Annotated in this window: 15 protein-coding genes; 4 read left to right on the top strand and 11 right to left on the bottom strand. The window is 69.0% G+C overall.

Annotated features, from left to right (window positions below; genetic code table 11):
• Positions 1-39: 39 nt before the first annotated feature.
• The 9 genes from OXR60_RS06315 to OXR60_RS06275 form a co-directional block, all read right to left on the bottom strand.
• Positions 40-951, bottom strand: coding sequence for an SDR family NAD(P)-dependent oxidoreductase (locus OXR60_RS06315; RefSeq protein WP_267394946.1), 912 nt, complete (start codon positions 949-951; stop codon positions 40-42).
• A gap of 104 nt (positions 952-1,055) precedes the next feature.
• The gene (locus tag OXR60_RS06310; protein WP_267394945.1) at positions 1,056-1,385 is read right to left on the bottom strand and encodes a hypothetical protein; all 330 of its coding nucleotides are present in this window, start codon (positions 1,383-1,385) and stop codon (positions 1,056-1,058) included.
• Positions 1,386-1,488: 103 nt separating this feature from the next.
• Positions 1,489-2,181, bottom strand: coding sequence for a phosphate regulon transcriptional regulator PhoB (gene phoB, locus OXR60_RS06305; protein ID WP_267394944.1), 693 nt, complete (start codon positions 2,179-2,181; stop codon positions 1,489-1,491).
• Complete coding sequence (gene phoU, locus OXR60_RS06300) at positions 2,181-2,876, bottom strand: phosphate signaling complex protein PhoU (protein WP_267394943.1); 696 nt, start codon at positions 2,874-2,876, stop codon at positions 2,181-2,183. Before phoU ends, phoB begins: the two co-directional genes overlap by 1 nt.
• Positions 2,877-2,896: 20 nt before the next feature.
• Positions 2,897-3,670, bottom strand: a complete 774-nt coding sequence (gene pstB, locus OXR60_RS06295; RefSeq protein WP_267394942.1) for a phosphate ABC transporter ATP-binding protein PstB — start codon at positions 3,668-3,670, stop codon at positions 2,897-2,899.
• The gene (gene pstA, locus OXR60_RS06290; RefSeq protein ID WP_267394941.1) at positions 3,667-4,965 is read right to left on the bottom strand and encodes a phosphate ABC transporter permease PstA; all 1,299 of its coding nucleotides are present in this window, start codon (positions 4,963-4,965) and stop codon (positions 3,667-3,669) included. The genes pstB and pstA overlap by 4 nt, the downstream gene beginning before the upstream one ends.
• Entirely contained in the window at positions 4,958-6,334 is a 1,377-nt protein-coding gene (gene pstC / locus OXR60_RS06285) for a phosphate ABC transporter permease subunit PstC (protein WP_267394940.1), read from the bottom strand. Before pstC ends, pstA begins: the two co-directional genes overlap by 8 nt.
• A complete protein-coding gene (locus OXR60_RS06280) occupies positions 6,331-7,371 on the bottom strand; it encodes a substrate-binding domain-containing protein (protein WP_267394939.1) in 1,041 nt (346 codons plus the stop codon). The genes pstC and OXR60_RS06280 overlap by 4 nt, the downstream gene beginning before the upstream one ends.
• A gap of 18 nt (positions 7,372-7,389) precedes the next feature.
• Positions 7,390-8,640: an ATP-binding protein gene (locus OXR60_RS06275; protein WP_267394938.1), complete on the bottom strand. Its 1,251-nt coding sequence runs from the start codon at positions 8,638-8,640 to the stop codon at positions 7,390-7,392.
• A gap of 258 nt (positions 8,641-8,898) precedes the next feature.
• Here OXR60_RS06275 and OXR60_RS06270 point away from each other — a divergent pair, with 258 nt between their 5' ends.
• Genes OXR60_RS06270 through OXR60_RS06255 form a run of 4 tightly spaced genes read left to right on the top strand, consistent with a single transcriptional unit; the run spans position 8,899 to position 11,354 of the window.
• Positions 8,899-9,240, top strand: coding sequence for a hypothetical protein (locus tag OXR60_RS06270; protein WP_267395109.1), 342 nt, complete (start codon positions 8,899-8,901; stop codon positions 9,238-9,240).
• Positions 9,241-9,244: 4 nt separating this feature from the next.
• On the top strand, positions 9,245-9,511 hold the full coding sequence (locus OXR60_RS06265; RefSeq protein WP_267394937.1) for an HPr-rel-A system PqqD family peptide chaperone: 267 nt from the start codon (positions 9,245-9,247) through the stop codon (positions 9,509-9,511).
• Positions 9,508-10,362 carry an HprK-related kinase A gene (locus OXR60_RS06260; protein ID WP_267394936.1) on the top strand — a complete coding sequence of 285 codons (855 nt, stop codon included), beginning with the start codon at positions 9,508-9,510 and terminating at the stop codon, positions 10,360-10,362. Before OXR60_RS06265 ends, OXR60_RS06260 begins: the two co-directional genes overlap by 4 nt.
• Positions 10,347-11,354: a nucleotidyltransferase family protein gene (locus tag OXR60_RS06255; RefSeq protein WP_267394934.1), complete on the top strand. Its 1,008-nt coding sequence runs from the start codon at positions 10,347-10,349 to the stop codon at positions 11,352-11,354. The genes OXR60_RS06260 and OXR60_RS06255 overlap by 16 nt, the downstream gene beginning before the upstream one ends.
• Here OXR60_RS06255 and OXR60_RS06250 read toward each other — a convergent pair.
• Positions 11,329-11,688: a hypothetical protein gene (locus tag OXR60_RS06250; RefSeq protein WP_267394932.1), complete on the bottom strand. Its 360-nt coding sequence runs from the start codon at positions 11,686-11,688 to the stop codon at positions 11,329-11,331. The genes OXR60_RS06255 and OXR60_RS06250 overlap by 26 nt on opposite strands.
• The gene (locus OXR60_RS06245) at positions 11,685-12,377 is read right to left on the bottom strand and encodes an HAD-IA family hydrolase (protein WP_267394930.1); all 693 of its coding nucleotides are present in this window, start codon (positions 12,375-12,377) and stop codon (positions 11,685-11,687) included. The genes OXR60_RS06250 and OXR60_RS06245 overlap by 4 nt, the downstream gene beginning before the upstream one ends.
• Positions 12,378-12,379 lie beyond the last annotated feature (2 nt).

The raw sequence follows: 12,379 nt of genomic DNA, 5'->3' as shown, positions 1-12,379 counted from the left end.
TTGCCGGATGACGCGCTTTGTTGCGGGAGCCGTCGACGATCAACCGCCCTGGAGCAGCTTGCCGATTGCCAGCGCCTGTTCGCCGCCGCTGGAGGGGACGAGCTCGTCGTGGCGATCGACAATCGCGTTCCATTCCGCCTCAACGCCCTCGGGCGACAGCGCCTCGCCGGTGAGCAATGCGCCGCGGGTCAGCGTGACATACGACGTCTGGAATGCCCCTGCGCCGGCGCCGAGGATGACGTTGCTCGGCGCCTCGTCGCTGACCAGGAACAAGGCGCCGGGGGTGACCTTCTCCGGCGCGAAGGCATGGAAGGCGGCGTCGGGGAGGAGCCCCTCGGTCATCCGCGTGCCGGCGGTGGGCGCAATGCTGTTGACGCGGATGTTGTGCTTGGCGCCTTCGAGGTGGAGCGTCTTGGCGAGCCCAGCAATACCGAGCTTGGCCGCGCCATAATTGGCCTGGCCGAAATTGCCGAACAGCCCACTCGACGAGGTCGTCATCAGCACTCGGCCGTATTGCTGCTCGCGGAACGTGTCCCAACAGGCCTTGGTGGCAAAGGCGGAGCCGAGCAGATGGACGCGAACCACGAACTCGAAGTCGGCCGGATCCATCTTGGCGAAGGTCTTGTCGCGGAGCACGCCGGCGTTGTTGATGAGGATGTGGACGCTGCCCCAGTCGCGCTTGGCGCGGTCGACGAGCGCGGCCATCTGCTCGTATTCGGCGACGTTGCCGCCATCGGCCATCGCTTCGCCGCCCGCTGCCTTGATCTCGTCGACCACCTGGAGCGCGGCATCGGACTGGCCGGTGCCGTCACGCGCGCCGCCGAGATCGTTGACGACCACGCGGGCTCCACGCTTGGCGAGTTCGATCGCATAGCTGCGGCCGAGGCCTCCACCGGCGCCGGTGACGATCGCGACGCGGCCGTCGAAACGGATCTCGGATGGCGTAGACATGAAAAAGGCGCTCCTCTCTATTATCGAGGAGCGCCTTCTCTCAACCGGAACGCGAGGGCAAGCCGGCCGCTGCCGGCAGGCCTCTCCGGATGCTCAGCGGGGGCTTACTTGCCGCCGCGCTGGATGCACTTGTCGTACTGGCCCTTCTTGCAGACCGGATATTTGGCGAGCGGAGCCGGGGCGGGATAGGCCTGGTCCGGGCTTGGCGCCGGCTGGAACGTCGGGGGCACCGACGCGCCGGGCGTGCCGCCGCTGACAGCCGGCGCGCTCGGCTGGTAGCCGCCGACGGGATCGCCCGAACCGGTGGTCACCGGCGCGGGAGCGGCCGTGGTGGTGTCGGTGGTCGTCTGCGATGTGGTGGTGTCGGTGGTGGTCTGCTGGGCGACAGCCGGGGTGGCGATGGCAGCGACAGCGGCCAAGAGGATGAGCTTCATGAAAGTCTCCTTGATCTGAAGCGCAGAAGCGTCAGCGCCCCCGCCCAACGCCCGATTTCCGACTTGGCTCCTTCGTTTCGCTGCCGATTCTACCGATCGATGGTCAAGTTCCTGAATCGAGGGAATAACCTGCCGAACGAACAGTGCGGATCAGATCGGGCAGATCGCCGATGTTGATCGCCTTGCGCAGCCGACGGATGTGGACGTCGACGGTGCGGCTCTCGATGTCGCTGTCATGACCCCATACCGCGTCGAGCAGCCGCTCGCGGCTGAACACCCAGCCGGGATGCTCGAGGAAATGCTTGAGCAGCCGGAACTCGGTGGGGCCGAGCGGCACGACCTCGCCGCCGCGGCGAACCTTGTGGCCGACGGTATCCATCTCGATGTCGCCATAGGTAAGCGCTTCGCCGGCGAGCGCGGGGCGGACGCGGCGCAGCACCGCACCGACCCGGGCGACCAGCTCGCGCGGGGAGAAGGGCTTGGTGACATAATCGTCGGCGCCGGTTTCCAGCCCGCGGACGCGATCCTCTTCCTCGCCGCGCGCGGTGAGCATGATGATCGGAACGTTCGCGGTCTCCGGCATCCGCCGCAGCCGGCGGCAGACCTCGATGCCGGACAGGCCCTCGACCATCCAGTCGAGCAGGACGATGTCTGGCGCCTTCTCCTTGGCGAGCAGCAGCGCTTCCTCGCCGTCGGGGGTGTGTGCGACGTCGAAATCCTCGCGCTTGAAATGATAGACGAGGAGTTCGGCCAGTGCGGCGTCGTCCTCAACCAGCAGCATGCGTGCACGGGCCATCAGCGTTGCTCCTCAAAACGTGCGCCGCCGCGCTCATGCTCGGCAAGCTGGGTACCGGTGGCGGCGAAATAGACCATCTCGGCGACGTTGGTGGCGTGGTCGCCGATCCGCTCGAGGTTCTTGGCGACGAACAGCAGATGCGCGACCTGGCTGATCGTACGCGGATTCTCGACCATGTGGGTCACCAGCGTGCGAAAGATGCTGTCGTAGAAATCGTCGAGCGCGGCATCGCTGCGGCAGACCTGGACGGCCGCCTCGGCGTCGCGCGCGGCAAAGGCGTCGAGCGCGTCGCGCACCATCCGCGCCGCCATGTCGGCCATCGCCGGTAGCACCGAGATCGGCTCGATGCGGTGCTCGCTCTCGATCAGCGGCACGCGCTTGGCGATGTTCTTGGCATAATCGCCGATCCGCTCGACCACCGCGGCGATCTTGAGCGCGGCGACTACCTCGCGCAGGTCGACCGCCATCGGCGCGCGCAGCGCGATGATGCGCACCACGAGCCGCTCGACCTCCGCCTCGATCGCATCGATCGCCTTGTCGTCGGCACGCACCTTTGCGGCGAGTGCGGGATCTGGCCGCTGCAATGCCTGCATCGCCAGGCCGATCGCATCCTCGGCGAGCCCGCCCATCTGCGAGATCATCCCCCGCAGCTGGCCGATATCGGCGTCGAACGCCTTGACGGTATGGTCCACCATATGACTGTCCTGTTCGTCGCTCAGCCGTAGCGGCCGGTGATGTAATCGCGGGTGCGTTCCTCGCGCGGGTTAGTGAAGATGTCCGACGTCGAGCCGAACTCCACCAGCGTGCCGAGATGGAAGAAGGCGGTCTGCTGCGACACGCGCGCCGCCTGCTGCATGTTGTGGGTGACGATCACGATCGCATAGCGGCCCTTCAGCTCGTGGATCAGCTCCTCGATCTTGGCGGTGGCGATCGGATCGAGCGCGCTGCACGGCTCGTCCATCAGGATAACCTCGGGATCGACCGCGATCGCGCGGGCAATGCACAACCGCTGCTGCTGGCCGCCCGATAGGGCGGTGCCGCTGTCCGCAAGCCGATCCTTGACCTCGTCCCACAGGCCGGCGCGGCGCAGCGAGCTTTCGACGATGTCGTCGAGGTCGCCGCGATCCACCGCCAGGCCGTGGATGCGTGGCCCGTAGGCGACATTCTCGTAGATCGACTTGGGGAAGGGATTGGGCTTCTGGAACACCATGCCGACGCGGGCGCGCAGCTGCACCACGTCCATCGTCAAGGCGTAGATATCCTCGCCGTCGAGCAGGATCTCGCCCGCCACCCTCGCGCTGGCGACGGTGTCGTTCATCCGGTTGAGGGTGCGCAGGAAGGTCGACTTGCCGCAGCCGGAGGGGCCGATGAACGCAAGCACATTGTCCTGATCGACGTCGATTGAGACGTCGTCGATCGCCCGCTTCGCGCCGTAATGGACGCTGACGTGGCGGGCCGAAATCTTGGCCTGTCGGTTGGGAGGGGTCACCAGCGGGTCTCGAAGCGGTTGCGGAGGTAGATGGCGAGGCCGTTCATCGCCAACAGGAAGGCGAGCAGGACGATGATCGCCGCGGAGGTCTTCTCGACGAAGCCGGCGCTGACCTCGTCGGACCAGAGAAAGATCTGGACGGGGAGCACGGTAGCGGGGTCGGTGAGCTTGCCCGGCGGCGCGGCGATAAAGGCGCGCATGCCGATCATCAGCAGCGGCGCGGTCTCGCCGAGTGCGCGCGCCATGCCGATGATCGTGCCGGTGAGGATCCCCGGCAGCGCGAGCGGCAGGACATGGTCGAACACCACCTGGACCGGCGAGGCGCCGACCGCGAGCGCGGCGTCGCGGATCGACGGCGGCACCGCCTTGATCGCGTTGCGCCCGGCGATGACGATCACCGGCATGGTCATCAGCGCGAGCGTCAGCCCGCCGACCAGCGGCGCCGAGCGCGGCAGGTGCAGCGTGTTGAGGAAAACCGCCAGCCCAAGCAGGCCGAAGATGATCGAGGGCACCGCGGCGAGATTGTTGATCGACACCTCGATGAGGTCGGTCCAGCGGTTTCGCGGCGCATATTCCTCCAGATAGAGCGCCGCGAGGACGCCCACCGGGAAGGCGAGGCCGAGCGTCACCAGCATCGTCAGCAATGAGCCCTTGAACGCGCCCCAGATACCGATCCGGCCAGGGTCGGTGGCGTCGGCCGCGGTAAGGAAGCCTGTCGCGAAACCGCTGGAAAGCACGCCGCGGGCACCGAGCCGCGCCACCACCGCCTCGGCCGCAGGCGTGCCGTCATGCTTGGCGGCGACGTCGATCGGGCTGGAAACGGGCAGGTCGATCGTCGCGCGCCGGCGCAGCAGCATCGGATCGGCCTTGAGCCGGTCACGAACCACCAGCCAGGCATCGTCGGCGAGCAGATCGGCACCATCCTTGCCGAACGCCTGGGTCGCGGCGCTGTCGACCGCGCCCTCCAGCCCGGCACCCGCCAGCGCGAGATCGGCACCGCGGCCCTGGAGCCGCGCCGGATCGAGCTGCAGCCGCATCGCCGCGAAATCGAGCGGCACCGCGACGCGCGTCTGGCGGAAGCCGCTGACGCCTTGCCACAGCATCGAGGCGAGCAGGAAAGCGAGGAAGCCTGCCGACAGCCACACCGCCGCCAGGCCGATCAGCCGGAAGCGGCGCTCGGCGGCATAGCGGCGCCGGATACGGCGCTGCAGAGCATGCGTGCGCCAGTCGGTCGGCGCGCGGGCTGGCGGCTCGGCGTTGCTCACCGGCAGCTCGGGAACCAGCGTGTCACTCATAGGCTTCGCGGTACCGTTTGACGACCGTCAGCGCGACGATGTTGAGCAGCAGCGTGATGACGAACAGGGTGAGCCCGAGCGCGAAGGCGGCGAGCGTCTTGGCGCTGTCGAACTCGGCCTCGCCGGTGAGCAGGTCGACGATCTGCTTGGTGACGGTGGTAGTGCTGGCGAACGGGTTGGCGGTGAGGGTGGCAACGCCGCTCGCGGCCATCACCACGATCATCGTCTCGCCGATCGCGCGGCTGATCGCGAGCAGGATGCCGCCGACCACGCCGGGCAGGGCGGCAGGCAGGATCACCTTGCGGATCGTCTCGGAACTGGTCGCGCCCATCGCCAGGCTGCCGTCGCGCATCGCGGCGGGCACGGCGGCGAGCGAATCGTCGGCCATGGACGAGACGAACGGGATGATCATGATCCCCATCACCAGCCCCGCCGCCAGCGCGCTCTCCGACGAGGCCGAGGCGATACCGAGGGTGACGCCGAGGTCGCGCACCGCCGGCGCAACGGTGAGCGCGGCGAAATAGCCGTAGACCACGGTGGGCACGCCCGCGAGCATCTCGAGGACGGGCTTGATCCAGCGCCGCGTGGTAGGGTGCGCATATTGGGTGAGATAGATCGCGCTCATCAACCCGAACGGGATCGCCACCGCCATCGCGATAACCGCACCGATGAAGAAGGTGCCCCAGAACAGCGGCACCGCGCCAAGGTTGGCGCCGGGATCGCGGCCGTCGATCACCTGCGGGCTCCAATGGGTGCCGAACAGGAAGTCGCCGAGCGGCACGATCGAAAAGAACCGCGCCGATTCATAGAGTAACGAGGCGACGATGCCGACGGTTGTGAGGATCGCAAGCAGCGAGGCGGCGAGCAGCAGCGCCATGATGCCGCGCTCCACCTGGGTACGTGCGGCAAAGCCCGGCCGGACCTGGACGAAGGCGAAGGCACCGCAGCCAAAGGCGAGCAGCAGCGCCAGCGCGGTGGCGATCCAGTCGTAGCGCGATTGGGCGGCGGCATAGGCGGGGGCAAGATTGCGCGCGAGATCGTGGAAGGCGCCAAAGCTGTGCCCGGCGCCCAACGCCCGCGCTTCCGACAGGATCGAGGCGCGCTCGAACCCCGGCGGCGGCAATTGCGTGGCAAACGGCGTGGCGAGCACCGCATTGGTGACCAGCGCCGGCGAGCACAGCGCCCAGGCGGCGAGGAACAGCAGCGGCGGCACCAAAGCGGCGAGCGCGACGAACCAGCCGTAATGCGCGGGCAGCGAACTGAACCGTACCGAGGGGCTGCGCCGGAACCCCGAGGCGCGCATCCGCGCCGACAGCCAGCCGATCAGCGCCAGCCCGAGCACGACGAAGAAGATCGCTAGACCGCTCATCGCAGATCCCGCGGATCAAGCGCGGTATCGTGGATGATGATCGCCGCCGCGCGGGCGCGGATCGCCGCCGGCGCCGCAATCAGCCCGCGGCGCACCAGCGGGCCGCCCGCGCCCCAATTGAGCGCATAGAGCTGGAGGAACTGCTTGAGACCCGGCACCGCGATCAGATGCGCCTTCTTGACGTAGAGGTATAGCGGCCGCGAACCCGGATAGGCGCCGCTCGCGATCGTCGCATAGGTCGGCGCGATGCCGTTGATCGCGACGCCGTGGACGGTGGCGGCATTCTCCTCGAGATAGCTGTAGCCGAACACGCCGATCGCCTGTGGGTTGGCGGCGAGCTTCTGGACGATCAGATTGTCGTTCTCGCCGGCGTCGATATAGGCGCCATCTTCGCGGATGCGGGTGCACAGCGCCGCATGGGCATCGGGGTTGCTGGTCGCGAGCGCCTTGGCGGCGGGGATGCTCTCCTCGCAACCGCGCGCGAGGATCAGCTCGGTGAGCGCGTCGCGGGTGCCGCTGGTCGAGGGCGGGCCATAGACCTGGATCGGGGTGGCGGGGAGGCCCGGGTTGACGTCGCGCCAGGTGCGTGCGCGGTTGGGCCGGCCGCCGGGCGTGGCGGCAAGCGCGCGGTAGAGATCGGTGGGCGTCAGTGCCATCCGCGCGCCGTTGTTGGCCTCGGCAAAGGCGATGCCGTCGATCCCGACCTGGATTTCGATGACCGGCCCGACCCGGTTGCGCTGGCAGGCGGCATATTCGCTGCGCTTGATCCGGCGCGAGGCGTCCTCGATGTCCGGATGCCCGGCGCCGACCCCCGCGCAGAACAGCTTCATGCCGGCGCCGGTGCCGGTTGATTCGATCACCGGCGCGCGCGCGCCCGGGTTGGCGGCGACATATTGCTCGGCGACCAGCGTGGTGAAGGGATAGACCGTCGACGAGCCGACCGCGGTGATCCAGTCGCGCGCACCGGCGCCGCCGCCGTTCGCCTGGTCCTGGCAGCCCGCGAGCAGCAGCCCGAGGCCGAGAAGAAGAACGCGCATCAGGCCCCCGCCAGCGACTCAGTTGCCGCCCGTGACGGCCTGTGTGACAGCCGCGTTACCCTTTGATGACACGGGCTCCGCCGGCGGCAGCGTGATCGCCACGGTGGTGCCAACGCCGACCTTGCTGGCGATATCGAGCCGGCCACGATGGCGCTCGGCGATATGCTTGACGATGGCGAGCCCGAGGCCCGTGCCGCCGACGCTGCGGCTGCGCCCGGCATCGACCCGATAGAAGCGCTCGGTGAGGCGCGGGATGTGCTGCGGCGCTATGCCCTCGCCCTCGTCGGCGACGGCGAAGCGGACCATCCCTGATCGATCCAGCGCCAGCGTCACGTTTACCGGCGTGCCGGCCTTGCCGTATTTCATGGCGTTGTTGATCAGATTGTGGAGCAGCTGCGAGAGCTGGGCACGGTCGCCGACCACGGGCGGGAGATCGTCGCCGATCGTGATTGCCGCCTGGCCGATGCGCGGTCCGCCGGCGGCGAGCAGCTCGCCGTGAACCTCCTCGAGCAGCTCGGTAAGGTCGACCGTCTCGCCCGGCAGCCGGTATTTCTCCGCCTCGATCCGCGACAGCGAGATGAGATCCTCCACCAGCCGCTGCATCCGGCGGGCTTCGTCGAACATCACCTTGAGGAAGCGGTTGCGGATGCCGGGATCCTCGCCCGCCTCGTCGCTCAAGGTCTCGATGAAGCCGAGGATCGACGCCAGCGGCGTGCGCAGCTCGTGGCTGGCATTGGCGACAAAATCGATCCGCATCCGCTCGGCGGCATAGTTGCCGGTCTGGTCGACAAGGTGGACGATGCGCACGCCGTGCGAGGTTTCGCCGGTGTGCATTTCCCAGCGCTGCTCGCGGGTGCCGAGCCCGACGAGCTCGACCGGGCGATCGGGCAGCGCTGCGGGGGACGCCAGCCGATCCGCGGCGGCCGGGTGGCGGATGGCGACGCGGACATCCTCGCCGACGATATGCCCGCCAAGCAGCGAGCGGGCCGCGGCATTGGCGCAGGTGACGATGCCGGCCCGGACCAGCAACACCGGCTCCCGGATGGCGTCAAGCACCTCGGCGACAAGCAGATCGGCATCGGGCACGTCGGGGTTGGCAACGGCGGGGCGGCGTTCGCGCAATCCCATCGCCGCCAGCGCGGCGGCGACCGCGCCGACCAGCGTCACCGCCGCGCCATCGGGGCGCCCGTCGACCAGATACACCGCGATCGCCGCGAGCACGGCAATCACCAGGGCGCCGGTGAGGCGCTGAACGAATCGGGAGGCCATGATCATCCATGTTAACGTAATTCGCCGGTGGCGACAGTCTGTCCCGGAACGGCACCTTTGGCCGGCGGCCCCGGTCCATGGCTTGCCTGTGGTTAGCGAATGTGAAAGGCATGCGCCGGTAGCAGGGGCAGCATGAGCGACGACAAGGCTTCCGACGACGGCGTTGTGCGCGGTGCCGATGGCGCAGCGGCGGCGCATGCCCCCGCGCCCGGCGAAAACGTGCTCGCCGATGGCGTGGCCACGCGCCGCCGGGTGCTGATGCTGGGCGCCGTCACCGCAGGCGCGGTGGTCTCGATCCGCCCGGCGCTGGCGCAGACCGTGGGATCGGTGATGCATTGCGAGATCGCGGTGCCCGAGCGCGCCCGTGCCGGTGGCTATATCGACGCCGGCGGCGCGGTAGTGCCGGCCGGCACCAAGGGGGCCTATGCGCCGGCGCCACGGCCGTTCAAGGGTGACGAGGTGAAGCAGGCGCTCGCCGGCGGCCAGCTGCCGGGCACCACCTACGACAGCAATCGAGCCTATGTGAACTACATCCGCCGGTTGCAGCGCGGGCAGGGGGGCTTCACCTGTTACGCCTCGCTGCAGATGCCGCGCGGCTGAGCGGATGCGATATCGCGCGCCGGCGAGCGACGCGCTGCTGATCGCCGAGCTCGACGCGTTCACCGCGATCCTCCACCGGCCGTCCGGCATCACCCATTTGCTGGTGAGCCCCGCGCCCGAGATCTTGGCGATCCTCGCCGGCGAGGCGCTGTCGATCGAGGCGCTGCTCGAGCGGCTCGGCGACGACTATGAGCTCGCCGATGCCGACATCGCCTCGCTCGCGGCGCGGGTCGACGAGCTGGTCGAGGCCGGATTGTTGTCGGCGGCATGAGATACAGCACGGCGGTCAGGATCGGGCCGATCGGCTTTCGCATCGGCTCGGCATGGCGGGCCCCGATCGATCTGCTGGACGATCTCTACCGCGACTATCCTGCGCCCGACGTGCCCGACTTCACCGTGCGGCTGGACGCGGCCCGGCCGTGGCGAAGGTGGCTGCGCCCGGCGGTCACGATCGGCGGCGACTATACCCTGCCCGATGCCGCGCCGCTGCCGCTCGCCTTCGGCCTGCTCGCGGCCGAGATGGCGATGAACCTGCAACTGGCGCTGGGCGGCCGCCGCTATCTGCTGCTCCACGCCTCGGTGGTCGAGCGCGACGGGCTCGCGCTGGTGATGAGCGGCGAATCGGGCGCGGGCAAATCGACCCTGGCGACGCTGCTCGCCGCGCGGGGCTGGCGGTTCATGGGTGACGAATTCGCCTTGATCGATCCCGCCACCGGGCTGGTTCATGCCTTTCCGCGGCTGATCAGCCTCAAGAATCAGGCGATCGCCGCCGCGCACACGGCGTGGCCCACCGCCCGGTTCGGCCCGCTGCTGGCGGCCACGCCCAAGGGCGATATCCGCCACATGGTCCCCGATGCCGCTGCGATCTCCGCGATGGACCTGCCGGCCCGTCCGGCGCTGCTGCTGTTCCCGCGCTTCGGTGCCGCCACGGCGACCCGCCCGATGCCGGCAAGCGAGGCGTTCGTGCGGCTGACCCAGGCCTCGACCAACTATGTCGGGCTCGGCGAGGCGGGCTTTTCCGCGCTGACCAGGCTCGTCGGCACGGTGTCGGCCCATGCCATCGATTATCCCGACGGCGCCGCCGCAATCGACCAGGTGGAGGCGTTGTGGCGAAGGCTGTGACCGATGCGCGGCTGCTCGCCCGGGCGCTGGCGGAGCCGACCGACCTTGCGCTCGACACCGACTGGACCGCGCTGATTACCATGGCGCGTGCCGAGCAGCTGATCGGCACGCTCGCGCGCCGGCTCGAGTCGCTGCCGGTACCCGAGGAGGTCGCCGGAATCCTTGCCGACGCCCGCGCCGCCTCGGCGCAAGGCAGGCGCGCGGCGCTGTGGGAGGCCGAGATGGCCCGGCGGGCGCTGGCGCCGCTCGACTGCTCGGTGATCCTCCTGAAAGGAACCGCCTTCGTCGCCGCGGGCCTGCTCGCCGCGCGCGGGCGCTCGATCGGCGATCTCGATATCCTCGTGCCGCGCGACCGGCTCGATGCGGTGGAGGCGGCGCTGCTCGCGGCGGGGTGGGAATGGGTCAAGCCCGATCCCTATGACGACGATTACTATCGGCGCTGGATGCACGAGCTGCCGCCGCTGATCCATGCCGCGCGCGATCGGATGATCGACGTCCATCATACCATCCTGCCGCTGACCGCCCGGGTGCGGCCGGACCCGGCGGCGCTGATCGCGGCGAGCATGCCGCTCGAGAACGGCCTTAAGGTGCTCTGCCCGAACGACATGATCGTCCATGCCGCCGCGCATCTGTTCGCCGACGGCGACCTCGCCGGCGGGCTGCGCAACCTGTGGGACATCCACTGCCTCGTCGAGGAACATGGCACCGACGGGCTCGCCGAGCGCGCACATCATCATGGCCTGCAGCGCCACATGATGCGCGCCATGCGCCTGGCCGCCGCCTTGTTCGGCACCCCGATCCCCGCTGGTTGGCAGGGCTCGCGCGGCGGCGACTGGCTGTTCCAGCGCCGGCTGCTCGCGCGCGACGGTTGGGGGCGCCCGATCCGGCCGGTGACGCGGCTCGCCTTCTACATCCGCTCGCACTGGCTGCGGATGCCGCCGGCGATGCTGGCGCGACACCTGTGGATCAAATGGCGGCGCGGCGCCGCCTGACCAGCGCGACGATCACCAGCACGATCGCGATCGCCGCCGTGTCCGCGATCCAATCCATGATGTCGCAATCGCGGTGCAGCGCGGGGATCGCCTGCAGCACCTCGATCAGCGCGCCGATGAACGACAGCCGCTCGCCGATCCGCCCGAGCGGCATCAGCGGGAAGGCAAGCGCGGCGAGCAGCGCCAGCGTCGCAAACGCCGTCATGTGCTGGACCTTGTCGATCGGATTGCCGGGGATGTGCGGCGGGTGGGGCACCAGCGCCATCGTCACCGCAAAGATCAGCGCCAGCGCGAGCAGCACGCGGAACAAGAGCACGGAGCGGAAGATCGTCATCGGGCGGCCAATCGCTCGAGGGTGGGGAGCAATTCGTCATAATGGTCGATTACCGCATTGGCGCCGAGTTCGGCGACGGGCTGCATCAGGAAGCCGAAGCTGCATGCCACCACCGGCAGCCCCGCCGCCTGGCCGGCCTGGACGTCGTAGATCGAATCGCCGACGAAGGCGGCGCTGCCACCGCCGCAACGACGGATCATTTCCTCGATCGGCTTGGGTGAGGGTTTGCCGTTGCCGGGCCCCATGGTGTCGCCGCCGATCACGCAGGCGAAGCGATCAAGCAGGCCGAGGTCACCAAGCAGGGTGCGGGCGAGGCCCTCGAGCTTGTTGGTGACGATCGCGACCGTGCCGCCGCCCGCCTCGATCGCATCGAGCGCCGCCAAGGCGCCGGGGTAGGGCTGGGTCAGCACCGAGATATGGGCCTGGTAATAGTCGAGCAGCCGACGGTGGAGGAGGTCGAGCGTCGCCTCGTCGCAACCCCCGGTCGCCGCCATGCCCTGCGCCAGCATGTGGCGCGCCCCGCCACCGATCATCGGCTTGACCTGATCGACGCCGAGCGGCGCGCGATCGACCGTGGCGAGCGCGTGGTTGACCGCGGCGGCAAGGTCGCCGCTGGTGTCGAGCAGCGTGCCGTCGAGGTCGAATCCGACGATGGCGAACGGCGAACGGAGCAATGAATTCTGCGTCATAG

This window comes from Sphingomonas sp. GC_Shp_5 (assembly GCF_026540855.1).
Lineage (GTDB): Bacteria > Pseudomonadota > Alphaproteobacteria > Sphingomonadales > Sphingomonadaceae > Sphingomonas.
Note: the sequence above shows the minus strand (reverse complement) of the source record. Positions and strands in the feature narration are given on the sequence as shown.